General features: G+C 42.1%; 25 protein-coding genes. 15 read left to right on the top strand and 10 right to left on the bottom strand.

The features are described 5' to 3' along the window. Positions 1 to 86 precede the first annotated feature (86 nt). The 8 genes from HGR01_RS35080 (at position 87) to HGR01_RS35045 (ending at position 8,461) form a co-directional block, all read left to right on the top strand. Positions 87 to 305 carry a hypothetical protein gene (locus tag HGR01_RS35080; protein WP_045873375.1) on the top strand — a complete coding sequence of 73 codons (219 nt, stop codon included), beginning with the start codon at positions 87 to 89 and terminating at the stop codon, positions 303 to 305. Positions 306 to 831: 526 nt separating this feature from the next. Beyond that, positions 832 to 1,116 (top strand): RNA recognition motif domain-containing protein, encoded by a 285-nt coding sequence (locus tag HGR01_RS35075; RefSeq protein WP_045873374.1) that lies wholly within the window; start codon positions 832 to 834, stop codon positions 1,114 to 1,116. Positions 1,117 to 1,695: 579 nt separating this feature from the next. Beyond that, on the top strand, positions 1,696 to 2,745 hold the full coding sequence (gene fbp, locus HGR01_RS35070; RefSeq protein WP_045873373.1) for a class 1 fructose-bisphosphatase: 1,050 nt from the start codon (positions 1,696 to 1,698) through the stop codon (positions 2,743 to 2,745). A 421-nt stretch (positions 2,746 to 3,166) separates the two neighbouring features. Then, positions 3,167 to 4,339, top strand: coding sequence for a transaldolase (gene tal / locus HGR01_RS35065; RefSeq protein ID WP_045873372.1), 1,173 nt, complete (start codon positions 3,167 to 3,169; stop codon positions 4,337 to 4,339). 125 nt (positions 4,340 to 4,464) lie between these two features. After that, positions 4,465 to 5,994: a glucose-6-phosphate dehydrogenase gene (gene zwf / locus HGR01_RS35060; protein ID WP_045873371.1), complete on the top strand. Its 1,530-nt coding sequence runs from the start codon at positions 4,465 to 4,467 to the stop codon at positions 5,992 to 5,994. Between the two features lie 156 nt (positions 5,995 to 6,150). After that, positions 6,151 to 7,515 carry a glucose-6-phosphate dehydrogenase assembly protein OpcA gene (gene opcA, locus HGR01_RS35055; RefSeq protein ID WP_045873370.1) on the top strand — a complete coding sequence of 455 codons (1,365 nt, stop codon included), beginning with the start codon at positions 6,151 to 6,153 and terminating at the stop codon, positions 7,513 to 7,515. A gap of 269 nt (positions 7,516 to 7,784) precedes the next feature. Next, positions 7,785 to 8,102, top strand: a complete 318-nt coding sequence (locus tag HGR01_RS35050; protein ID WP_045873369.1) for a hypothetical protein — start codon at positions 7,785 to 7,787, stop codon at positions 8,100 to 8,102. Further along, positions 8,099 to 8,461 (top strand): aspartyl protease, encoded by a 363-nt coding sequence (locus HGR01_RS35045; RefSeq protein WP_045873368.1) that lies wholly within the window; start codon positions 8,099 to 8,101, stop codon positions 8,459 to 8,461. The genes HGR01_RS35050 and HGR01_RS35045 overlap by 4 nt, the downstream gene beginning before the upstream one ends. Before the next feature lie 195 nt (positions 8,462 to 8,656). Here the strand turns inward: HGR01_RS35045 and HGR01_RS35040 are convergent, their stop codons facing one another. Further along, positions 8,657 to 11,905: an SNF2-related protein gene (locus HGR01_RS35040; protein ID WP_045873367.1), complete on the bottom strand. Its 3,249-nt coding sequence runs from the start codon at positions 11,903 to 11,905 to the stop codon at positions 8,657 to 8,659. Between the two features lie 369 nt (positions 11,906 to 12,274). Here HGR01_RS35040 and HGR01_RS35035 point away from each other — a divergent pair, with 369 nt between their 5' ends. Then, a complete protein-coding gene (locus HGR01_RS35035; protein ID WP_045873366.1) occupies positions 12,275 to 12,766 on the top strand; it encodes a hypothetical protein in 492 nt (163 codons plus the stop codon). Between the two features lie 93 nt (positions 12,767 to 12,859). Further along, on the top strand, positions 12,860 to 13,234 hold the full coding sequence (locus tag HGR01_RS35030) for a hypothetical protein (RefSeq protein ID WP_045873365.1): 375 nt from the start codon (positions 12,860 to 12,862) through the stop codon (positions 13,232 to 13,234). Positions 13,235 to 13,827: 593 nt separating this feature from the next. Here HGR01_RS35030 and mdh read toward each other — a convergent pair. The 5 genes from mdh to HGR01_RS35005 all read right to left on the bottom strand — a co-directional run bounded on the left by mdh (position 13,828) and on the right by HGR01_RS35005 (position 17,658). Then, complete coding sequence (gene mdh / locus HGR01_RS35025) at positions 13,828 to 14,835, bottom strand: malate dehydrogenase (RefSeq protein ID WP_045873364.1); 1,008 nt, start codon at positions 14,833 to 14,835, stop codon at positions 13,828 to 13,830. A gap of 232 nt (positions 14,836 to 15,067) precedes the next feature. After that, positions 15,068 to 15,283, bottom strand: coding sequence for an NAD(P)H-quinone oxidoreductase subunit O (locus HGR01_RS35020; RefSeq protein ID WP_045873363.1), 216 nt, complete (start codon positions 15,281 to 15,283; stop codon positions 15,068 to 15,070). A 110-nt stretch (positions 15,284 to 15,393) separates the two neighbouring features. Next, on the bottom strand, positions 15,394 to 16,302 hold the full coding sequence (locus HGR01_RS35015) for a DNA-formamidopyrimidine glycosylase (RefSeq protein WP_045873362.1): 909 nt from the start codon (positions 16,300 to 16,302) through the stop codon (positions 15,394 to 15,396). A 152-nt stretch (positions 16,303 to 16,454) separates the two neighbouring features. Continuing rightward, the gene (locus HGR01_RS35010) at positions 16,455 to 16,667 is read right to left on the bottom strand and encodes a photosystem I reaction center subunit IV (RefSeq protein WP_045873361.1); all 213 of its coding nucleotides are present in this window, start codon (positions 16,665 to 16,667) and stop codon (positions 16,455 to 16,457) included. A gap of 406 nt (positions 16,668 to 17,073) precedes the next feature. Then, positions 17,074 to 17,658, bottom strand: coding sequence for a PAP/fibrillin family protein (locus HGR01_RS35005; protein ID WP_045873360.1), 585 nt, complete (start codon positions 17,656 to 17,658; stop codon positions 17,074 to 17,076). A 242-nt stretch (positions 17,659 to 17,900) separates the two neighbouring features. Between HGR01_RS35005 and HGR01_RS35000 the strand changes: the two genes are divergently transcribed. After that, the gene (locus HGR01_RS35000; protein WP_045873359.1) at positions 17,901 to 18,137 is read left to right on the top strand and encodes a DUF3134 domain-containing protein; all 237 of its coding nucleotides are present in this window, start codon (positions 17,901 to 17,903) and stop codon (positions 18,135 to 18,137) included. Between the two features lie 67 nt (positions 18,138 to 18,204). Continuing rightward, positions 18,205 to 19,302, top strand: coding sequence for a phospho-N-acetylmuramoyl-pentapeptide-transferase (gene mraY / locus HGR01_RS34995; RefSeq protein ID WP_045873358.1), 1,098 nt, complete (start codon positions 18,205 to 18,207; stop codon positions 19,300 to 19,302). Between the two features lie 184 nt (positions 19,303 to 19,486). On the opposite strand, the gene HGR01_RS34990 is transcribed toward mraY, so the two are convergent. The 4 genes from HGR01_RS34990 to HGR01_RS34975 all read right to left on the bottom strand — a co-directional run bounded on the left by HGR01_RS34990 (position 19,487) and on the right by HGR01_RS34975 (position 22,312). Further along, positions 19,487 to 19,987, bottom strand: a complete 501-nt coding sequence (locus HGR01_RS34990; RefSeq protein WP_045873357.1) for a molybdenum cofactor biosynthesis protein B — start codon at positions 19,985 to 19,987, stop codon at positions 19,487 to 19,489. Positions 19,988 to 20,178: 191 nt separating this feature from the next. Then, positions 20,179 to 20,514, bottom strand: coding sequence for a photosystem II reaction center protein Psb28 (gene psb28 / locus HGR01_RS34985; RefSeq protein ID WP_045873356.1), 336 nt, complete (start codon positions 20,512 to 20,514; stop codon positions 20,179 to 20,181). 105 nt (positions 20,515 to 20,619) lie between these two features. Continuing rightward, positions 20,620 to 21,072 carry a D-aminoacyl-tRNA deacylase gene (gene dtd, locus HGR01_RS34980; protein WP_045873355.1) on the bottom strand — a complete coding sequence of 151 codons (453 nt, stop codon included), beginning with the start codon at positions 21,070 to 21,072 and terminating at the stop codon, positions 20,620 to 20,622. Between the two features lie 73 nt (positions 21,073 to 21,145). After that, complete coding sequence (locus tag HGR01_RS34975; RefSeq protein WP_045873354.1) at positions 21,146 to 22,312, bottom strand: CobW family GTP-binding protein; 1,167 nt, start codon at positions 22,310 to 22,312, stop codon at positions 21,146 to 21,148. 247 nt (positions 22,313 to 22,559) lie between these two features. Between HGR01_RS34975 and cysS the strand changes: the two genes are divergently transcribed. The 3 genes from cysS to HGR01_RS34960 are packed head-to-tail and all read left to right on the top strand — an operon-like array spanning position 22,560 to position 24,829. Further along, positions 22,560 to 24,020, top strand: coding sequence for a cysteine--tRNA ligase (gene cysS, locus HGR01_RS34970; protein ID WP_045873353.1), 1,461 nt, complete (start codon positions 22,560 to 22,562; stop codon positions 24,018 to 24,020). A 54-nt stretch (positions 24,021 to 24,074) separates the two neighbouring features. Beyond that, positions 24,075 to 24,407, top strand: coding sequence for a hypothetical protein (locus HGR01_RS34965; RefSeq protein ID WP_045873352.1), 333 nt, complete (start codon positions 24,075 to 24,077; stop codon positions 24,405 to 24,407). Beyond that, on the top strand, positions 24,404 to 24,829 hold the full coding sequence (locus tag HGR01_RS34960) for a type II toxin-antitoxin system VapC family toxin (RefSeq protein WP_045873351.1): 426 nt from the start codon (positions 24,404 to 24,406) through the stop codon (positions 24,827 to 24,829). The genes HGR01_RS34965 and HGR01_RS34960 overlap by 4 nt, the downstream gene beginning before the upstream one ends. The last annotated feature ends 8 nt before the right edge of the window (positions 24,830 to 24,837 follow it).

Below are 24,837 nucleotides of genomic sequence, written 5' to 3'. Positions count from 1 at the left end.
ACGCTACTAATAATCTAATTTTGATTTCCACGTTACGATCAATAAAGAAGTAATAATTTTATAAGGCTATTACCAGGAGACTCTTAATGTTCATTGATGAATTGTCACCTATTTTCAAAGAACTTACCCAACACCCAGTCTCATTTTTGGGAGGATTCTTTTCAGGGGTGTTTCGGCTTAACCTTGCTGATGATCCCGTGAAAAGCTGGCTAGATAAACAAACTGGCTCAACCACTTACACCTCAACTGGAACTGAGGCTCATAATGGTAAAGCAGGTGGGCCTCAACAGATTACGATTGATTAAACTTCCGCATCATGCAAATCCAGCTTGAAAAATAAGGCTAGGATTAGCAACTAGTAGTCCACCACTTTGATTCATCTGTCAAAATTAATGTGGTGTACTACTAATACGCTGTGCTCAATTCAAAAGTCAAAAAGTTTATAGTCTAGGCTGTTAGCTGGTTGACTTACGTAGCAATGTACTAGACAAATTTACAATCTTCACTATTAAGTAATTCTTATATATACTTAGTATAAGAATTAACTATTATACGATAAAATTAGAAAAATATATAATAACTATTAATTTTATGTTATGAGGGTTTGTAAAATCTCATACTTTGAAAAATATCACGATCAGTTATTATATGAGCGTATGAGTAAGTTCAGCCACATGGCCCATTTAGTTGTAGACAATCCCCCCATTAGGGTTGCAGCGCTACAACATTCGCCATCTGTGAATCAGAGGAAACTGTGCCAGAGTTGCAAGTTATATATATCTGTTTTTTAGCTGAACTCATCGCTCCTTGTTGAAACTTACGTGATCCCACATGACTATTTACGTTGGAAATCTCTCCTACCGCGCTACCGAGGCGGATTTAAGAGCAGTTTTTACAGATTATGGCGAGGTCAAAAGGGTAGTTCTACCTACAGACCGCGAAACTGGTAGACTTCGGGGCTTTGCATTTGTTGATATGACTGAAGATGCCCAGGAGGATGCTGCTATTACTGAATTAGATGGTGCAGAATGGATGGGCCGTCAACTCAGGGTCAATAAAGCTAAACCACGGGAAGATAATCGACGAGGTAGCTGGGCTAAACAACAAGAGATATAAAATCTATGGAATACGATAATAGCAAATAGGTTTCTAGTTACGCAATACCTGAGTAGGTAAAATCTACTAGAAGCAGTTTTCCATCATAGAACTATCTAAAAATTAGACCCGACTAGTTGCGATCGCTAAACAGATTCCGATCTCTGGTCGGTTTTTCGCATTTTTGCAAAATTAATAAACAATTTCATCCAGCCAGAGTTAGCACAATAATATTAGTCTGCCAACCCAAAAATGTTAGGTGGAGGTTGGGAAAAGGTTAAAGGGAAAAGGGTAAGGGACAAAAACCTTTCCCCTTTAACCTTTCCCCCGCCAAGTTGCCTTGGTGTACTACTAGGCTGTGTAAGCTACTGAAATTTGGAACAGATATGTAGCTACAAGATAAAATTGCCTAAAAATTTAAGCAAATATACTTAAATCTATTCCCTAAGGCGTAACAGCCAATAAATCTTCATTTCTTTAGTTTATCTAAAAACAGATATGGGTTATCAAATTACCTTTCTAAGATAGAGGCAGAGACTAGATAAGTTGCCATCAACGGCATCAGCCGAACGAACACAAAATCCTAGGGAGAACAACAAAATGGCTCAAGCGCCTGAATCTTTAGATTTGTCTAAAAAATTCGGTGGAGATAGGGCTTTAGATCGTGATTGTACAACGTTATCCCGTCACGTTTTACAGCAATGTCAAAGTTTTGCAGCAGAGGCGCAAGATTTGAGTGCGCTGATGAATCGCATCGCTCTAGCAGGCAAACTAATTGCTCGTCACATGAGCCATGCTGGATTGATGGAAGGTGTTTTGGGATTTACTGGAGATGTCAATGTCCAGGGAGAATCCGTCAAAAAGATGGATGTCTATGCCAATGATGTATTTATTGCAGTTTTCAAGCAAAGCGGCTTAGTTTGTCGCCTAGCATCTGAGGAAATGGATAAGCCCTACTATATCCCAGAAAACTGCCCTATTGGTCGCTATACCTTACTCTATGACCCAATTGATGGCTCGTCTAATACTGATATTAATCTCAGTTTAGGTTCAATTTTTTCTATTAGGCGGCAGGAAGGCGATGATACTGATGGCAAAGCATTAGACCTACTCAGCAATGGACGTAACCAAATTGCGGCGGGATACATCCTTTATGGCCCCAGCACTATGCTTGTCTATACTATAGGTAAGGGCGTTCACTCATTTACCCTCGATCCCAGCTTAGGTGAGTTTATTCTCACAGAAGAAAATATCCGCATTCCGAATCACGGCGCGGTGTATAGCGTGAATGAAGGGAATTTTTGGCAGTGGGAAGAATCCTATCGGGAATATATCCGCTATGTCCATCGTACAGAAGGCTACACGGCTCGCTACAGTGGGGCAATGGTCAGCGATATTCATCGAGTGTTGATTCAAGGTGGAGTGTTCCTCTATCCAGGGACAATTCAAAAACCAGAAGGTAAGTTGCGCTTGCTGTATGAAACTGCTCCCCTAGCTTATGTGATTGAACAAGCAGGTGGCCGGGCGACGACAGGATTGGTAGATATCTTGGATGTAGTACCGAAAAAACTGCATCAGCGCACACCTCTAATTATTGGTAGTAGAGAGGATGTAGCTAAAGTGGAGTCTTTTATTCAAAACGGTCACTAGTACCGCAAGGCGGAATTCAAAATTCAAAATTCAAAATTCAAAATGAATACAGCATTAGTGTTTCGTTAATTTTGGATGGTTGGTTATTTACGCCGTGTTGCACTAGTACTAAAGAGCAAAATTCTCAGTTCAAACGTTAAAAAGCTGACATTATCAGCTTTTTCGAGATTTTAACTTTATGCATGAGGAGTTAGAAGCTTATACAAAGACACTGCGAATATCAGCCTAAAGTAAATAAAAGTTAACTATGGCGATTGGGAATGCAGAATAGCACTTTTGGCAAGTGAATTAAACATTATCTCACGTGGCCGATGCAATAAGTGATTGGCAACGCCAGAATTCAAAAGTCACCATCAAACTTTGATGGGTTTTGCCAAATTCACTTAAAAACATCTTTACAGGAGTGAAACAAACTAGAGCTATGGCAACCAATCATTTATTGGAAATTAAAAATTACGGTCAAAGTATCTGGATGGATAACTTGAGCCGTGACATTATCCAATCCGGCGAACTCAAGAACTTAGTAGAGAATCAAGGGATATGTGGAATTACCTCCAACCCTGCGATTTTTGAAAAAGCGATGTCTGGCGACAAGACGCAAGGCGTCAACGCCGGTAATGTGATTTATGATGCCGATATAGAAGCAGGAGTTCGTGCTGGCTTACCAACATACAAAATTTATGAATCTCTAGCTTTTGCAGATATCCGCAATGCTTGTGATATTTTGCGCCCTGTATATGAAGCATCAAATGGGCTAGATGGTTATGTGAGTATAGAAGTACCACCAACCATTGCCCATGATACTGAAGCCACCATTAAAGAAGCCCGTCGCTATTTCCAAGAAATTGGGCGGGAAAATTTGATGATTAAAATCCCTGGGACAGAAGCTGGTTTACCAGCAGTGGAACAGGTGATATCTGAAGGGATGAATGTCAACATCACATTGCTATTCTCAGTAGATAGCTATATCAAGACAGCTTGGGCTTATATTCGCGGCTTAGAAAAACGGGCTGCAGCAGGTGAAGACATTAGTCGCATAGCTTCCGTCGCTAGTTTCTTCCTCAGCCGCATTGACAGCAACATTGACGCTAAGATTGATGCTAAGTTGAAAAAAGGCGTTGATGATATTGCCATCGAGGCAAAACTGAAAGCTGTGAAAGGGAAAGTGGCGATCGCAAATGCTAAGATTGCTTATCAAGAATACAAAAAGATTATTGAGAGCGATCGCTGGCAAGCCTTAGCCGCAAAAGGAGCTAAAGTACAGCGCTTACTTTGGGCCAGCACCAGCACTAAAGACCCTCACTACAGCGATGTGATGTATGTCGATGAGTTGATTGGGCCTGACACTGTTAATACCGTACCACCTGCCACAATTGCTGCTTGTGCAGATCATTGCGATGTTGCTAATCGCATTGAAACAGGTATAGAAGAAGCTTACAACCTGATAGCCAACCTCAAAGATCCGGACATCAATATCAATATCGATACTGTGATGGACGAACTTTTGGTTGAAGGAATTGACAAATTTGTTCAGCCTTTCCAGTCCTTAATGAACTCTTTAGAAGACAAAGTCAAGCTATTGTCACCAGTATAGGGACTAGGGACTAGGGGCTAGGGAGTGGGGACTAAGGAAGATTAACCAATCCCCCTTTTCCCCTTCACCCTTCCCCTTTTCCCCTTCCTACATCCCAAATCTCAAACCTCAAATTGCAAATTCCTATGGTCAGTCTCTTAGAAAATCCCCTGCGCGTTGGTCTGCAACAGCAAGGGATGCCCGAACCCCAGATTATAGTTATTTTTGGCGCTTCCGGTGACCTTACCTGGCGCAAACTCGTACCTGCACTTTTTAAATTGCGGCGGGAACGGCGCATTCCCCCAGAAACCACCATTGTGGGTGTGGCGCGCCGTGAGTGGAGCCATGACTACTTCCGCGAACAAATGCAGAAGGGGATGCAAGAGGCTCATAGTGATGTCGAACTAGGAGAACTCTGGCAAGATTTCTCTCAAGGTCTGTTCTATTGCCCTGGAGATATAGATAACCCCGAAAGCTACCAAAAACTCAAAAATTTATTGAGCGAATTAGATGAGAAACGGGGGACACGGGGAAACCGGATGTTCTACCTTTCTGTCGCTCCTAACTTCTTTCCGGAAGCGATTAAGCAACTAGGGGGAGCAGGAATGCTAGACGATCCCTACAAACACCGTCTAGTCATTGAAAAACCCTTTGGTAGAGACTTAGCTTCTGCTAAAAGCCTCAATAAAGTGGTGCAGAAATACTGCAAAGAAAACCAAGTTTATCGGATTGACCACTATTTAGGGAAAGAAACTGTTCAAAATTTATTGGTATTTCGCTTTGCCAATGCGATTTTTGAACCTTTGTGGAACCGTCAGTTTGTTGACCACGTGCAAATTACCGTGGCAGAAACCGTAGGAGTTGAAGACCGCGCTGGCTACTATGAAAAAGCTGGGGCGTTGCGGGATATGTTGCAAAACCACTTGATGCAACTGTATTGCTTAACTGCGATGGAAGCACCAAACGCAATGGATGCTGATAGTATCCGTACAGAAAAAGTTAAGGTGCTACAAGCTACACGTTTAGCAGAAGTAAATAACTTATCTCGTGCCGCAGTTAGAGGCCAATACAGTGCGGGGTGGATGAAAGGTCAACCTGTACCTGGGTATAGAGAAGAACCAGGGGTAGACCCCAACTCCACAACACCCACCTATGTGGCAATGAAGTTTTTAGTCGATAACTGGCGCTGGCAAGGCGTACCCTTCTACCTGCGTACTGGCAAACGGATGCCGAAAAAAGTCAGTGAGATTGCGATTCACTTCCGGGATGTTCCTTCTCGGATGTTCCAATCTGCCGCACAACAAAGAAATGCCAATGTTTTAGCTATGCGGATTCAACCGAACGAAGGAATTTCCCTGCGTTTTGATGTCAAAATGCCTGGGGCTGAATTCCGCACCCGTTCCGTTGACATGGACTTTAGCTATGGTTCCTTTGGTATTCAAGCAACTTCTGATGCTTACGATCGCCTTTTCCTTGATTGTATGATGGGCGACCAAACATTGTTCACCAGAGCAGATGAAGTAGAAGCAGCTTGGCAGGTAGTGACACCAGCCCTTTCTGTTTGGGATGCACCCGCAGATCCAAATACCATTCCTCGGTACGAAGCAGGTACTTGGGAACCAGCAGAAGCGGAATTCTTGATTAATCAAGATGGTCGTCGCTGGCGCAGACTCTAAAATTTTAGATTTTAGATTTTAGATTTTAGATTGGGAACAAGGGAATAGGTAATAATTTATGGCTCAGGTCAAATGTCTATTACTAATTACTAAATTCTTAATCCAAAATCTTAAATCACAAATCCAAAATCCCAAATCCAAAATCCAAAATTGACTATGACTTCTCAAGCTCCTACGATTTTTTCACTGCAAGCACCAAAGGATATTTCGCTCACAGAAATTGAAGCGGAATTAAATCAAATTTGGCAAAGTTATGGGATCGCTGGTGATGATGGTGCGCTACCTGCGGCGACTCGCGCCACGACTTTTACTTTAGTTGTCTATGAACCAGAAGAAACCCAGTATCTTTTGGCGACTTTAGGCTTTTACAACGGGCCGATTGACGGTATTTTAGGGCCTCAAACCCAAGCAGCAATACGGGAAGTACAGCGCAAATTTGAACTGCCTGAAACCGGAAATGCTAACCCTGAAACCCTAGCTGTGTTGCGCGAACAATTCGCCAAAGGTCAGCGGGGATCTGCTGGAGATGGCGCTGTTTCTTATGCAGACTCAGCTAGCCCCAGAATTGCTGATGAAATTGCCATTCGGAACCCGTGCCGGATTATTGCCTTATGCCCCATTGCGGGAGAGGATGAAGGGGTAAAAGCCCAAGTTTCTGCTTATTGCCCAATTCAAAAGCAATCCTCTAGTACACTCATTTGTTGTGAATACATCACTTTATCTGGAACTGCTAGCGCCTTAGAACGGATAGGCGGGATGATTCCAGCTTTGTTGATTGGTGGTTTGCCTAAGTTTTTGTGGTGGAAAGCAACACCAGATCCCAACAATTCTTTATTCAAGAAGCTGGCGGCAATCTGCAATAATGTCATCGTTGATTCTTGTAATTTCAACGAACCAGAAAGTGATTTGCTGAGTCTGCAAGAATTGGTAGAAACAGGCGTACCTTTAGCAGATTTAAACTGGCGGCGTTTGTCAGCCTGGCAAGAATTAACAGCGCAAGCTTACGATTCACCCAATCGTTGCGCGGCGTTGAAAGAAATTGACCGAGTTAACATTGACTATGAAAAAGGCAACCCCACACAAGCAATGCTGTTTTTAGGTTGGCTAGCTAGTCGATTGCAATGGATGCCGATTTCTTATGAAAAAGAAAGCGGAGACTATGAGATAGGTAAAATTCGCTTTGTCACCAACGACCAAAAGCAAGTAGAAGCTGAATTAGCAGGGGTTCCCGTTGCTGATGTGGGTGAAATCGCAGGTGATTTAATTGCCTTGCGCTTGAGTTCTACTAATCCCAAAGCTGACTGTGGTACAGTGATTTGTTCTGAAACTGGCGGTTGTATGCGGATGGAAACCCACGGTGGGGCGCAGTCTGGTGGTTTGTTCCAGCAAGTCAGTTCACTGTCGGAACAAAAAGCAGAAGCATTGCTGAGTCAGCAGGTACAACGTTGGGGACATGAGTCACTTTTTGAAGACAGCTTAGGAGTGACTGCGAAATTATTGAACTTAGCAGGGAACAATTAGCACCGTTGTGCGGAAGTCAAAAGTCACAGAGACGCGATTAATCGCGTCTGTACTCCAAAAGTCAAAAAATTGTATATCAAGGCTTTTAGGTAATTGACATGATTTCTTGATTTGCACATGCGGTAATAGCTTGAAGGGAGTTACCCTCAATAAAGAAATACCTCCATATTATGGAGGTATTTTTATGTTTACAGATTATGTATTATTGAGAAACAATCAGGTTTTTATTACTCTAAAATTAAAATTAGGCATTAGTAATAGTTGGTATTATGACTCAATTAACGCCAAAACAACCAGCACGTAGAGGGCGAGTTTTTCCAGAACGGACTTTATCGCCAGAAGAACTTGCTATACGCAAAGCTGAAGATGAAGCATTTGATCAACGTTGTTGGGTAATTTTTGAGCGTGTACGTCCTGATTTGATTAAAGAACACTATGGCTGGTATGTTGGTGTGGAACCCGATAGTGGTGATTACTTAATTGATGCAGATAGAATACAAGCTCACAAAAAAGTATTAGAAAAGTATCCAGATAAAAGACATTTTGTATTTTGTCTGAATGAGACGGGAACTACTGGCAGAATATGATTCAGGGAATCTTTGGTAGTGAGGGGCAGTTATTTTTTGAACTTGATTTGATTACTAATGATAGGCTAAATTTGCCTGTAGATGCTATGTTAGATACTGGCTTTACAGGCTTTTTAGCTATTAATAAACAAGACGTAAATGATCTAGATTGGGTTTACAGTGGTGAGGAACGTTTGCGAACTGCTAAGGGATACTCAAGATTTGATATTTACTCAGGTAAGGTACTCTTAGATGGGCAAGAGTATGACATTTCTGTTTATGCAGGAGACGAAATTATAGAAGTTTTGCTAGGTTCTGAGTGGCTAAAGATTTTACCGTTAGTAGTTAATTATCAGCTTGGGATATTGACGCTGGGATAAAAGCGATGTCTAACGACGGGCTACTTCTACACAGTATTGAAACAAACCGCGTACTGCAAAGCAGCACCCCCTGGGTAGGCGTAAAGAGCGCGAAGGAAACAGAACTACAGGGGTAAGTCGCGTAGGTAGTAAAAGCGATCGCGTTTCCAATCTTCTCCTTTCACTGGTCCTAAATAACCTGTTAAAAGTGTAGTTTCACCACATACCAATTATTGCTGCTACAATGCGCTCATCAAGTGGTTTAACTTTGGGAAGTTTAAATACTTCGTTGAGATCTTTTGTAGAAATCGGATTTTGGATTAGATCATTGCGGATGTCTTGGAGACGTAGAGGTTTAGATCGTCTGTGTTCCTTCAAACGCTCAAACCAGTGAGGACGAATTAGATCAATCCACCACTCAGCCAAAAGGCTTAAATCTACACGCTGTTGCCCTAATTCTACTTCTTTGAATAGGTCAATAATTTTGTTACATAATATTTCTCGGTCATTATTTTTTTCCTTAACAGCTTTAATTTTGTATTTTTCAATTATGAATTCCATTTCATCAATTGCTCTTTGCTTTTTTTGAGGCAGCAACATTTTTTCATGTCGGATAACTGCTTTTAAGAATTTTTCTAGGTGTATAATAGCTGTTTCTCTATCAGAATATTCATCGCGAGAAAACAGATTTTTTTCTCGGAGCTTTTTACTAATTTTATCCAAATCAGTTATCGGGTTGTTGTTTTCATCATCAAGATAAACCCAACGTGGTGCGCCCCATTCAGTTCCAGCAATAGCAAAGAAAGCCCAAGCCTCATGTGTTTCTGCTTGAACAAAACTGAAACATGAATTTGTTCTTGCTTGACTGGTGCGAATTTCGTTGTATTTTTCTCTGGAAACAAGTGGTCGAGCGCCCTCTATTAGTGATCGCACTGGGTCAAAAACATCTTTCCATTCCGGACTTTCGCTATCTTGCATTTTATTTTTCAGATTAGCTAGATCAGCTTCCGATGTCACAACATCATCTGATGAGTTTGTATCTTCTTCTGGAGAAAAGTCTTCAGGCAATGGTAGGTTTGATCTCAACAAATTAGAAACCAAGTTATGACGAGCTAAAAACTTGCTCTCAGAAGACCTTAGGGCGAACTCATTGCTATCTTTAGGCCATAACACCTCAATGGTGGAATGTGGACTGTCCATGCGATCGATCCGACCTATTCTTTGCTCTGCCAAGCGCATTACACTAGGCATAGTTAGTTGGATAACTGCTGAAGCTTGCTGTAAATTAACGCCTTCGGACATTGCATCTGAACACAGAGCAATTATCCCTGATTCCTGCGATCCAAGTTGAAACATCTGATTGATGCGTTCACGCTCTTTGTTATCGTTTCCAGTGGCGATAATGACCTTGCCGCGTTGATATTTTTCAAGGTGATGCTTGATATCATGAAGACTGATTAAACTGCTATCAAAGGCTATCACCAGTTTATGATTATCTAGTAATCTGATAATTTGGCGAGCCTTTGTTTCTTGCCGCGAATCAGACATCTGGTTTTCGCATAAATTAGCAATATTTTTGTAAATATTTATTTCCTCATTACAAGCTTGTTTATGTTTGCTGGAATCGCCTAGCCAATCTGGTAGCTCGATTTCCAAGTTGTTTTTTGGTAGTTTTCCAGCTATGTCCTGCAACTTTTTGATAGAGTTACCCGTGTCTTCTTTTTTGACCTGGCCTAAAAGCTTAAATAGTTTTTTAGCGTACTCAGTTCCATAGATGTGTTCAAGCAGTGCAGCCCTTGAAGAACGCAAACAAACCATAATCATATAAGCGGCCTGTAACTTGGCTCTCTTCAATTGCCACTCTATAAAATTTTCTTCAGTCCTACCTTGGTTGCGAAGATATTCTGGCAGTTGTGGGATTTTTGTGAGATACATCAAACCCAGTAATTTTTGAGTCTCATCCCGAATCTGTTGAGCTATAGCGCGATCGCTGTCAGTTTCACCACAAGTGAAACTTTTAGATAGATGTTCAGGGTAGCGGCACTGTTTGCCAAAACGATCTTTATAGCGTTCTGGTTCTTCATCGATCATGCGATTAAGTATTGTCTTGGTGCGTCTAACAGTAAATTGCTGAATCGCATCTCTTAGTGTCTCCCGAAGGTTTGGTGACATCTTTTCATTTAACTTGCCACGATTATTCCATATAGGTTTAAGGTATTCCAATAATCCATCATCAAAGTTGTCAGCCCCCAGCAATTCAATGATTCCCAGCAAATCCCGTGAGCTTTTGTTGATAGGCGTAGCGGTAAATAGCAATACATAGTCGGCAATGTTTCTAAATATTGCCTTAGTTCTATTAGATCCTCTATTGAGAAAATTATGTGCTTCATCAACAGCTAACACTTGGGCACGATGAATAGCACGAATATCGATATCTTCGCTAGAAATATCTTCGTCAGAATTTGGATTACTTAGTTTTCCATGAGAAACTGTTTTGAGACTATGATTGCAAGTAGTAAACTCACTTTCCCAAGCATTTTTGACAGCAGGAGGACAAATCAACACTGGTATGCCCCGGCGCTTTCGCCCAGTCTTCCAAATTTGGTTCATCAGACATTTAATTAGGTAAGAACCCATATGAGTCTTACCCGAACCTGTGGCATCAGCTATGAGTACGCTGCCAACATTTTCAATCACCCAGATTGCCTGAGCAATTCCCTTTTCCTGAGATGGCCACAGTTGAAGCTCATCATTAAAATAGCTAGTAGTTTGATATTTTTTTGCCCATTCTCCTTCTAACAATTCTACACAGGCTCTCGCTAGTGCTTCCCTCCAGTCAACTTTGTGAAGTAGCTGTTCAAGTAGCTTAATCAGTTCATCTTTGTAGTCCCTTCCTAGTTCCCAAATTCTCTCTGCTAATAAGCAAGCTTCATCAAATCTTTCAGGTTCTTTTTGTTTTCTAAATCTTACATTACCTTCTATTTGAAATTTCAGACCTAAATTACTAAAATTGCTAGAACCAATAGTAATTGCATTATCACCTTTGTAAATCTTGGCGTGAATGAGCTTTTTATTAGCAATCCTGGCATAAACTTTACCACTTCTAAGTAATTCGATAGCAGCAATAACCTTATAACACTTAAGAATAGATATGCCCTGTTCTAGCCAATACTCCACAATCTCTTCAGAGAACTGCTTAGATGAGCTAAACTCTTGTTTGTTTGTAGGATAAGGTTCATTACCCAATAAAATACGGATACTGTTAAAAGACTCTGCATTTTTGCTGAATCTATCATAATTTTTGTCGAGAAAGTCTATAATTTTGTCTAGAGAAGCGTAGCCAGTAATAATTAAAGGATTTTTTGAGTAATTTAAATCTGCATCTATAACTACTTCTACCTGAGAGTCAATGTAGTTATAGGGAAATCGCTCATAATTAGGCCAATTATCTGTGTGTTCGCTCATTTATTTTAGAGACTATATTGTAAGCACCGCAATGTTTGAAAAGGATGATAGACTCTGTAAGTGGATTTTCGTTAGAGAGGTTTTTCTGAATACCATCAAAAAAAGTACCTACGAATAGCGATAGCGATCGCTTCTCCCAACTCAGAGCTACTTAGTTAATTGCCAACATATTACTTAAGGATGAAGGCAGTTTATTTCAAAGGCGGGATGGAATACTTGCAAATCTGCATCACTATAACAGTGAAACGCTTTACTTGTGCTGTTGTGAAAGAGCTACCAATATTTTTTCTGAAATCGAAAAAATACTTGGAATTCTAATTCTGTATTTTGCAACAGCACGGCTTGAGCAAATGCAGGTCATAAAAAACGATGAACACAACTTACAAAGAGCGTAAATGGGTTTCGCGTCTGCTGGCGGTTTGTCTGTCAGCATTACTAATAGTACCCGTGCTGACTAGCTGTGGCGGTTCTCGCAACGCTTCAGTTCCCCCACCAGTTGATGATACGGCTGGTAGAACAGTGAGCGATCGCAACATCTCAAACCAAACCCAAGCTAAGAAAGGGCTAGGTACAGGACAGAAAGTCGCAATTTTGGCAGGAGCAGCAGCGCTTTACTACCTCTACAACCAGCATAAAAATGCTTCACAAGAAGGAGCGCAGGGTAAATATTATCTTTCCAAGAATGGGCGTGTTTACTACCGCGATGCTGAACATCGCGCCCACTGGGTAACTCCACCCTCCGAAGGAATCCGAGTCCCTGAATCTGAAGCGCAGAGATACCGCGACTATCAAGGCTATAACGGGCGCTCTACAGGTAGAGATTTAACTGGGATCAGTGCAACTGAAGCTCCAGCATTTTAGATAAATGAAACGTGTGTGCAATTAACAGCGATTTCCCGAAGGATAACGCCTGTCGCGCACGTGGAAACCACGAAATTAATCAGGAGATAGATCATGGTAGATGATTTTTTCCGCAAAGCGAGGGATTTGTTCTTAGGGAATAACAATAATCAAGCTGAAGAAGATTACCGCGATCGCGATGTCCGCCCAGCTAGCGAAGATCCCTACGGCGATCCTGCTGACCAGGATGTTTACGGTAACGCTATCCCCGCTAGCCAAGACCCCTACGGCGACCCCTCTGATGTTTACGGCAACGCCATCCCCGCCAGTCAAGACCCCTACGGCGACCCCGCTGATGTTTACGGGAACGCCATCCCAGCTAGCCAAGACCCCTATGGCGACCCCGCAGACCAGAACTTTTTCGGCGATGTCCGTCCAGCTAGCGAAGACCCCTATGGCGATCCTGCGGATGAAGAATACCGCCGCTAAAGCCAACTAAGGTTGCGATGTTGCTTTTGATGTGTCGGTATTGGAACAAAAGAATAACTTGATGGAATAGCAACCACGGCAGTAGCATTAAATGTTACTGCCATTTACTATACAAATGATTTCTTAATCAGGACTACGCAAAAATAACGTAATACCAAATCAAATAATGTTTGCGACACATCAATATATTCATAGAGGGCAGGGCATTGCCCCATTGGTGTCAACTTAAGCTAAAAGCGATATAGGGCGGGCGTTGTACAAATACCTCGCGCCCTCATCCCCTAACCCCTTCTCCCGCAGGAGAAGGGGAACTAAATCTCTTGCTCCCCTCACCCTGTGGGAGAGGGGCTGGGGGTGAGGGCGAAACCTTGCAACCAAGCTGGTTTTACGTTAAGTTGACACAGGTGGCATTGCCCGTGCCCCTACAATCTGTCGCATTCTTTTTTCAAATTGGTAGAACTCCGTCATTACGAGCATAGCGAAGTAATCTCCCCTGACGCTGGGATTGATTCCCTACACTGCGTTTCAGTCGCAATGACATTATCAGCGTTGCGTAAGTCTTATTAATTACGAATTACAAATTACGAATTAAATTAGATTTTTGCAGCAGCTAATATTTCCTGTGCGCGGTCAATATTTAAACGTACAGATTGAGCAGAAACACGTAAAGCAGCTTTCTCTTCATCGGTGAGATTTAATTCCAATACACTTTCAATTCCGCCGCAACCTAAGCGACAGGGAACGCCGATGACAATGTCGTTTAAACCATATTCACCTTGAAGATATGCGGCTATGGGCAACAACCGCGATTGATTCAGCAAAATTGATTCCACCATCACGCTAACAGCAGAAGCGGGAGCAAAAAAAGCGCCTCCTGTTTGCATCAATTCCACTATTTCTGCACCGCCATTACGGGTTCTTTGTACTAAGCGTTCTATGGTGGCTGTATCTAATAATTCTGTAATGGGAACGCCGTTAACATTGGCATAACGGGGTAAGGGAACCATTAAATCACCGTGGCTACCTAATACCATTGCTTTGACATCGGCTGGTAAAACTCCTAATTCTAGGGCAATGAAGGTTTCAAAGCGGGCTGAGTCTAAAACGCCAGCCATGCCCATCACACGATGTTTAGCGATAAATCCCTGCTGGTTGGGGCGGGTTAAACCTGTAGCTTGCCCAACTAAATAAGTCATCACATCCAAAGGATTGGTAACGACAATAAAAATAGCATTAGGAGAGTGAGCGATCGCATTCTTGGCAGCTTCTACTACAATCTTGGCATTGATGATCAGTAAGTCATCCCTAGTCATCCCTGGTTTGCGGGGAAGTCCGGCTGTAATCACCACAATTTCTGAACCTGCGGTATCAATATAATCGTTAGTGCCAATAATCCGACGATTATGTAATTCAATGCCCCTAGACTCCATCAAATCCAATGCCAATCCTTGAGGCATTCCAGGGACGATATCTAATAAAACTACATCTGCAAGATTTTTCTCAGCAATCCGTTGGGCTAGGGTACTACCAACTCTACCTGCGCCAATAATGCTGACGCGAGGAAAACTACAAACAATAGACGGATCGGATGAATAAAACATAAGCCGGGGTGGGTAGTGCAATTTTGTATAAGCAATCAATAGTAGTAAGCATCTAAGTGCTTAAAACCAAGACTAAAGCCTTTACTACAAACTTAACGTACCCCTGAAGTTTAGGTTTTATTGAAGGTGGCAAAAAAATTCATTGAAGTAGACAAGGTTGTTCTCCCCATCGCTTAGGGTATTGAGCATTGGTAAATTCTTCCCAATGCCCAATGCCCTGTGCCCAATGCCCTTATTTAAATTCTTCCAACTGATCCAAACGTAACCAAATATTTGGTGTTGGAACTAGTCCAAACTTCACTAAGGCGTAATCACCTTTAACATCTACAATTTCGCCTTTGCTATCAAACAAGTAAGCAGGAAAGCGAGAATCACTGGCTTGTGCTTCTAAACTATTTTCTAATTTTTCGCGGATAGCGCGAACCATATCTCCTTTTTTAACTGCCATGAGATTCCCTCGATGTTTTGTTAATTGTTTTATACAGGATCTTAGCTTGCAGTAATACTCAAAAATCCAAGCCTACTATTTATATATTTCTATGCTGAGAGTTAGCTAAACTAATGCTGACATTCGGGGCAAAAATGACTAGATCGCCCTGCTAACTTAATTCGCTGTATCACATTACCACAAACTCGACAAGGTTCTCCGGTGCGGTTGTATACTAAGGCCACACCGCCATAATTACCGTTAACACCTTTGACATTGAGGAAATTACTAAAAGTGGTACCACCAGCCGCGATACTGGCTTCTAATACTTGAATAATCGCAGTCCGCAACAGATCTATTTGCTTTGGTTGCAAATCGGTACAAAAAGTTTCTGGTAAAATCCCACTCTTAAAAAGCGCTTCATCAGCATAGATGTTACCTAAGCCCGCTACAACTGACTGATCTAATAAAGCAGTTTTGATAGGACGGCGGCGATTTTTGAGTTTTTGCGCCAAATATTCCACCGTAAATTCTGGTGAAAATGGATCTACTGCTAATTTTGCTAAACCAGTGATGATACTTTCCACCGCTACATTTGGCGGAACCCACCACATTTGACCAAAAGTACGCTGATCTACAAAGCGCAATTCCTGTTGATCCCCGAAAAATAATCTGACTCGCGTGTGCTTATGTAATGGTTCATCGCGATGTAGCCATAGTAATTGACCAGTCATTCGCAGATGCGCCCCTAGCCAAGCGGGGGAGGGGGGAGATGAGGGAGATGAGGTGGATAAGGGAGAATTTGGGTGTTCTCCTTGTGTTTTGGCTTGGAAATCGGGAGTCAGTTGGGCGAGGAGGTATTTACCACGACGATACCAACTGGTAATAGCACTCCCTTTAATGCCATCAATAAATTCACCAACAGAAAACGGGTAGGCAATGGTGCGATCTAGCAACACATCACCACCCGTAATTTCTTGATTCAGGGTCAACTGATTGAGACCCCTGCGGACTGTTTCAACTTCAGGCAGTTCAGGCATTCAAACAGAGTTAAGCAAGCTATTTGCTTGTTGAGGATAGGGAGTAGAGAGTGAGGAAGTAATAAATTACCTCCAAAGTTCTCAGGGTTGGCTTGTGACCCTAGAACTCCTCTCTATCATCCCATTAAAGAATCCCCTTGTAGCTTCAGTGCTTACTTTTTAGCTTTTGCTGCTGGAGGTGCAACTTCCAATAATTCGTCTTCAGCAAAATTATTGGTGTTGATCCCTGAATAATTGACCTTGTCAAAACGGACAATCACAGAATACTTGATACCGCTTTGGTCAATAGACGCTACGGTACCTACATCTTGAAACCAGTAGGACTCTGGTCTGAGAATACGTACTTTAGAACCACGTTGAACCATGAGTTTTTTCCCTTTTAGTTATCAATCGCCAATGTATAAAGGCTAATTGATTTCACTCTACAACCTGAAGGACGTAGCAAGAAGCATTGTTAAGTTATTTTTCCTATTGGGCATTGGGCATTGGGCATTGGGCATTGGGCATTGGGCATTGGGCATTGGGCATTGGGCATTGGGCATTGGGCATCGGTAATTGGTAATTGGTAATAGGAATATCTCCCTATCCCCTTTTCTCCCTCATCTTCCTCATCTCCCTCATCTCCCTCATCTCCCTCATCTCCCTCATCTCCCTCATCACCCCAGTCCCCAGTCCCCAGTCCCTTTTATAAATACCTGTGAAATATTACTTGACAAAGGCCCCGTTATCGCTTAAGTTCGTCTCGTTCGCACATAAAACTTTAGGAAACGCTCACACTTTGCTTAGTACAAATAAACTCCCCTCATTACCTCTACCGATTCGGAGATCGTTATCTAAATAAGTGATATCCAACCATCCTTGTTGTCTATCACTGTTAATCGCAGTATCAATTGCCGTAAATTTACTACCAGCTTCAATTTCTTGAATAAAATTTTCTGGGGAATTGTAACTTAATAGACGTTGCCAACCAATGATACTTCGATTAAATTTAACTTGGACGCGACGACCTGAGAGTGGCTCAAATTTGGCGGCAACGCTGACCAATCCTTCAAGGTAAGGTAGGCCATAAATCTCGGCTATATTGTAAACGCTAGTATTTTCTACGCGGATATACTGATAAATTTGTCCGAGTTTAAAGAAAGGTAATCGATCCAGATTTAATAGTCCCTTACTTGTGGTATATATTAATCGCCAATTACCATCAAGTAAGCTACCAGCTTCTACAGGAAGTGGTGTGGGATTAAGGTCTTCCAAAGTGGCGATCGCAGCTAAAATAGCTTGTTTCTGCTTTTCACTAGCCAGTAAACCGCGATTAGTACCAGCGATCGCATCGAAGAGAGCCGTTTTTCCAATCATCGCTAATCACCTCAAAATCATCAGGATGAAATCAGCATTAAATATATAGAAATCTCAAATGTATAGAGCCTAACTACATTACTATTAAACTCCTGCCATCTACCATAAGGTAATTAAATAAATCTCTTTTGATAGATTGCGGATTATTCAACCTTTGAGTTGAATCAATAACTAAATTATCTCGTATCCAGTGATAGACTCTAAATGTCTAGTTACTCGAATGTATTTGTTTATTGTGCGATATGTTGAATTCTCCATTACGTGAAGAACCCCGCAACCAGCGAGCTGCTGTGATTCCTTTAAAACAAGAGACTTCTCTTATAGACTGGTTACAATCCAGCGGTCGGATTATCGCGCGTGACGTTCACGAGCCTGATTTTCAGGATGAAGAAGAAGAAATCTCAGAGTTTCTTGGTGGAGAAGACGGTATCGCTGACTTTGATGATGATGACGACGATATCGGTATTGCCGAAGATTAATGTTAATGGGTGGCATCAATCGCCACGAATGTTCAGTTTTGTAAGTGTGGAGTGAAGGGAAATATCCGTGGACGCTAAACTATCTCCTGACCAAGAGTTAAACTTTTCTGGAATCGGTATCGCTTCTTGTTTGGCTTTAGGGCTAGGCGGGGCTGCATTGGTTTTGGATTTTGTAAGTAATAGATTGCCTTGGCAGGGTATGTCTCTGACCCTGCCACTACTATTGGGTGCGCTATGCTCGGCGGCTTTAGGCTTCTGGGTAATTCCACTGCTACAGGCACTCAAAACTGGGCAAATAATCCGTGAAGATGGCCCTCAAGCACATCTAAAAAAGGCAGGTACACCAACAATGGGGGGTATATTCTTTATTCCCGTTGGCGTAATTATTGCCTGTGTATTGTCGAATTTCGCCACACCAGTGCTTGCTGTTTCCGCATTGACACTCAGCTATGGGTTAATTGGCTGGTTAGACGATTGGCAAATTCTCCGCCGCAAGTCGAATAAGGGTATATCCCCAAAGATGAAACTTGGGCTGCAAATTGCTTTTGCATCACTGTTTTGTCTGTGGCTGATGTTTAATCAACCAACAGGGATTACAAATATTGCTTTACCCTTGCTAGGTGTTTCAATTCCTCTAGGATTACTCTTCTGGCCTCTAGCTGGCTTTGCTTTAGTAGCAGAGAGTAACGCCACAAATCTCACCGATGGTATTGACGGCTTGGCTGGTGGAACAGCCGCGATCGCATTTTTGGCACTTGGTGCTGTAATTGCACCCACCGCACCAGAATTAATGATTTTCTGTGCCGCTTTAAGTGGTGGTTGTTTAGGTTTCCTAGCCCATAATCGCAACCCAGCTCGTGTTTTTATGGGAGATACTGGTTCATTAGCTTTGGGTGGCGGTTTAGCTGCTGTAGCGCTGCTAACTAACAGTTTGGTTATGCTGTTCATTCTCAGCGGTATCTTCTTTGTAGAAACCTTGTCTGTAATGGCGCAAGTAAGTTATTACAAAGCTACTAAAGGGCCAGATGGCAAAGGTAAGCGCCTCTTCAAAATGGCACCCCTACACCATCATTTAGAATTAACAGGCTGGTCAGAATTACAAGTGGTCTCCGTGTTTTATATCATCGCCGCATTCTTAGCTACAATCTCAATGGCGATCGCTTAATTCTCAAGCTGATTTAAGAAAAATATTTGAAATTAAATCACCTAACCCCGCATTTAGTGGGGTTTTTTATTGGTCATTTGTCATTTGTCATTGGTCATTTGTCAGTGGTAATGGTATTTTTCCCTGCTTCCTCATCTCCCTCATCCCAATCCCCAGTCCCCACCAGTCACCAGTCCCCAGTCCCCTATCCCCTCACCTGGCTGACTAAATGAACCAGTTCTGGCACAATTAGCTTTTCCATTCCCAGGCGCACGGCGTTACTAGAACCAGGAAGGGAGAAGATTAATTTATTTTGGTAAACACCAGCAACGGCGCGAGAGGCGATCGCACGGGAGCCAATTTCTTGGTAACTTAAGAACCGAAATAATTCGCCAAATCCCGGTAAGGTCTTCTCCAGCAATTTTTCAATTGCATCATAGGTGGTATCTCTGGGTGCAATACCAGTACCACCATTGAAAATCACCACATCTAGGTTTGCAGCTTGACCAAGCTGTTCTATTTGTTGTTGGATTTGTGTTGGTTCGTCTTTGATAATTTTGTAAGCTGCGATCGCATGATTAGCAGCCAAAAGTAATTCCTGAATTAACTGACCGCTTTTGTCTGTCTCTGGGGATCGGGTATCGCTGACAGTCACAACAGCACAATTTACCGCAATCCCTGGTGCATCTGGGTGAGGTTTCGTCATACCAATTTATTAAAATGCTACGCTGTTTGGGCATGGGGAACTCGGGGCCCCCTCTGGGGATAAGGGGCAATGGGGAATGGGTAATGGCTAATGGCTAATTGATAATAGGAATTTCTTTGTTTGTCCCCCTCATCCCCCTCATCCTCCTCATCCCCCTCATCTCCCTCATCTCCCTCATCCCCCTAAACCTCTTAAGACTTACTAAATCCCAAGTCATTTTCATCGGCGTATCGCTCCATGAAGCGCATAAAGCGATCCCATTCGTCGGCAGATTTCATAAGGTAAACTGCTTCTAATGCTTCTGGTTTACCATTAACAAATCTTGCCTTAACTTCACGGGTGATGATTTCGCCTTCTTGATCGATCATGTACATCCCGGTGATATCTTCGGTGGTGGTTTGAGCTAAGGCTTTAGGATTTTCAAAAATAAATGTTGCAGTACCACTCTCACCTGTACGCGATCGCGTCAGGCGCACATCAGGAACTACATCTTCGTCTATACCTCTAGAAAACTGGATTTTCGCCATGATGAGTGAACTTAAAGTTTTGTAATGTTTAATTTAATATTCTCTCATCATTTTAGAACTAAGCAATCTAGCTATTACCGAACTTCTTTATTTACCGATAAATACTTAATTCGCTTCTCGCTCAAGTATTAAAGTTACAGGCCCGTCATTTTCGATAGCAACTTGCATCATGGCACCAAATTCACCAGTTTCTACTTTTAAACCACTGGTGCGTAATTTGGTAACAAATTTTTCATATAAATCTTTGGCTAATGGAGGGACAGCCGAACGGTCAAAGGAGGGACGGCGACCTTTGCGACAATCACCATAAAGTGTAAATTGGCTGACTACTAGCAACTCACCGCCAATTTCTTGTACAGATTTTTGCCAACGGTCGCCTCCTGCTTCATCAGGAAACAACCGCAATTCCAAACATTTGCGTACCATCCAGTCGAGTTCAGCATCGGTATCAGTATTGGCAATACCTACAAGTAAGTTTAGCCCACGACCAATTTTGCCAACAATTTCACCGTTAACAGTAACTTGAGATGATTTCACTCGCTGGATGATTAAGCGCATAGAAAAGAAGAAGGATGAAGCAATTAATATTATTAAATTACTTCATCCTTCATATTTCACTCTTCAGATTTTATTATTTTCCAAATCCCTTACCCCGGCTCACAGAAGGAATACAAAGACACTTTTCTAGTTGACTCAGCAAAGTATCGGTATCTAAGTTTTGACCAATCAAAACTAGTTGGTTTTTAGGTTGACCTTTCCATTCATCATCATCCATTGTGAAACGCTTACCGCACAAGTGGAAAATATGGCGTTTGGGGCTTTCCTCAAACCACATAATTCCCTTAGCACGAAAGACATTAGTGGGTAGCTGATTATCTAAGAAATATTGGAATTTCCTAATAGATAAAGGCTTATCACTTTGGAAAGATATGGAGCTAAAACCATCATTTTCTAAGTGGTCGGAATGATGGTGATGATGCTCATGTTCATGGTCATGATCGTGATGGTCATGACCACAGGTAGAATGGTCGTGATCGTGGTCGTGATGGTCATGACCGCAAGTCGAATGGTCATGATCGTGGTCGTGGTCGTGGTCATGATGCTCATGGTCGTGATGATCATGTTCATCTTCTACAGTGTCAAAATACTTGTCAGACTCAAACAGACCAACACTCAAAATTAAGGGAAGTGGAACTTCGGAACGTGTAGTCCGGAGAATTCTTGCCCCTTCTCTAACTTCCCCAATTTTTCTTTCTAATTCATTTAAAGCAGTTTCATCAACTAAATCTGCTTTATTGAGAATAATGACATCACCATAGGCAATTTGACTATATGCTGCCTGAGAATTAAATAAATCTAGGCTATAATTTGCCGCGTCTACTACGGTAATAATTGAATCTAATCTAGTCAAATCCCGTAACTCTGTACCGAGAAATGTTAAAGCTACTGGTAATGGATCTGCTAGTCCAGTTGTTTCAACAACTAAATAATCTAACTTTTCTTCTCGCTCTAGAACTTTATAAACTGCATCAACTAAATCACTATTAATTGTGCAACAAATACAACCATTACTTAATTCCACCATGTTTTCTTCGGTGGACACAATTAATTCGTTATCGATGCCAATTTCACCAAATTCATTGACTAAAACAGCCGTTTTTAAACCCTGCTGATTAGTCAAAATATGATTCAGTAAAGTTGTCTTACCACTACCGAGGAAACCTGTAATAATGGTTACAGGGATGCCTTGTTTCGGAGCATCCATTGCTTGAGATTCGGGAGTAACTGCTGATTGCATAGCGCTGTAATCAAATACAAAAAATTCAAAAATTTAGAAGTGTAGCGCAGATAGTATAGAAAACACTAGGATAGGGATGCTGGACTATCATCCCAAGTGCTTTACCCTATTATTACGTATCTACTTATTGCCAAATTACTGTGTTAACTTGCCCTTGCTTGCTGTTGAATAGACATAAGTAGCCAGGATGATTGGCAGAACTAGGTTTTACCATTTTGAATTGCGAATTGAGAATTTTGAATAGCTTATGACCCTAACCCTTTACAATACCCTCACCCGTCGTCAGGAACCCTTTGAAACAGTAGAACCAGGCCAGGTTAAGATGTATTACTGCGGGGTGACGGTATACGACTACTGCCATTTGGGTCATGCTAGAGCTTGTATTGTTTGGGATGTAGTACGCCGATATCTCCAGTTTAGCGGCTATGAAGTTCGCTACATCCAAAATTTTACTGATATTGATGACAAGATTTTAAACCGAGCCAGAGAAGAACGCTCATCAATGGAAGCGGTAGCGGAACGCTATATTAAAGCCTATTTTGAGGATATGGCGAGGCTGGGAATCAAAGAAGCTGATGAGTATCCCCGCGCTACCCATACAATGAACGGGATTCAACGGCTAATTCATGATTTAGAAAATCAAGGCTATGCTTACCCCGCCGATGGCGATGTTTACTATGCTGTAAGGCAATTTACCGATTATGGTAAGCTTTCTGGGCGCAAGCTAGAAGATATGCAAGCTGGTGCTAGCGATCGCGTCAATATAGAAGATGCCGAATACCAAAAAAAGAAAGACCCCTTTGATTTTGCTTTGTGGAAAGCCGCAAAACCCGGCGAACCATCCTGGCAATCACCTTGGGGTGCAGGTCGTCCCGGCTGGCATATAGAATGTTCCGCAATGGTGCGCGATCGCCTGGGCGATACCATAGATATTCATGCTGGTGGTGCTGACTTAATTTTCCCCCACCACGAAAACGAAATTGCCCAATCAGAAGCCGTAACAGGCAAACCTTTATCTCGTTACTGGCTGCACAACGGCATGGTAAAGGTAGATGGCGAAAAAATGTCCAAGACTTTGGGCAACTTTACCACCATTCGCGACCTCCTGGATCGAGGAGTGGAACCAATGGCGGTGCGGTTATTTGTCCTGCAAGCCCAATATCGCAAACCCATAGATTTTACCGACGAAGCGATCGCCGCCGCCACCAACGGCTGGCACACATTGAAGGAAGGATTGCTGTTTGGTTATGAGTATGGGGAAAAGTTGGGAAATGGGGAATGGGAAAAGGGGAAAGGGGATATTTCCGAAGCTAATCCCTTTGTGCAGCGATTTAAAGAAGCTGTAGACGATGACTTCAATTTTCCTGGTGGGTTAGCAGTGATATTTGAATTAGCCAAAGAACTGCGGCGCGAGGGAAATATTATTGTCCATGAAGGCAAAACTGCAACACCATCTGAAGAATTGCGTCAACAATGGCAAACACTTGTTACCTTAGCTGGAGTCTTAGGTTTAGAAGCCAAGCCAGAAGAAGAAAAGCCAGCGAGTAATGGATTAAGCGATGCCGAAATTGAAGATTTAATTGCACAACGCCAAGCAGCCAGAAAAGCCAAGAATTTTGCCGAAGGCGATCGCATTCGCAATGAACTGCAAGCCCAAGGTATTACTCTAATTGATAGTAAGGATGGTACTCGTTGGCATAGAAGCTAACAATTCAATCAAGATGTTAGATGCTCAATCAGAAACTGTAGGATTGAAAACAATATGTCTGCCCAATCAGCACATACCTTAGACTTAAATATTCTTTTGGAAAAAGATACAACTGGCAAAGAAACTGCGATCGTACTAGAAATTCCCGACTGTCGAATTACAGCCGACACCCGCCAACAAGCATTAGATGGAGTCCGTCAACTACTTTCAGAACGTCTGGCTAAAGCAGAAATTGTTTCTTTAAAAATGCAACTGCCCGAAAATCCTCATCCGTGGATGAAATTTGCTGGTATGTTCCAAGATGAACCCCTATTTGCTGAAATTACCAAGGAAATTAGAGAAGAAAGGCAAGAAACAGCACAGGAATCTTCACCCAATACTTTATGAGCAGATGGATACTTGATACCGATCATGTATCGCTGTTCCTGGAAGGCGATCGCACAGTCATCACAAAAGTTGTTCAAACATCCTCTGTAGCGATAACGATTATTACAGTTCAAGAGATATTCAACGGTTGGATGGGTAAGCTTAACGATCCCTCTCAAGCTGATAACTTGGTGAGAGTCTACACAAAGCTTTGGCAAACAACAGATTATTTCAAGAGTGTGGTGATTTTGAACTTTGATGAAGCCGCCAATACTTGTTATCAAAGTCTGTTGCAGCAACACCCAAAACTCAACAAGAAAAGACTGAACAAAGACCTGCGTATTGCCTCAATTGCTCTGTCTACAAACAATATTATGGTGACACGTAATTATCAGGACTTTTCTCAAATTCCCAACCTAGTTATAGAGGATTGGACAGTGTAATCTGATGT

Origin of the sequence: Tolypothrix sp. PCC 7712 (assembly GCF_025860405.1) — a bacterium.
GTDB classification, from domain to species: Bacteria; Cyanobacteriota; Cyanobacteriia; order Cyanobacteriales; family Nostocaceae; genus Aulosira; species Aulosira diplosiphon.
This window is presented reverse-complemented; position numbering and strand designations above follow the sequence as displayed.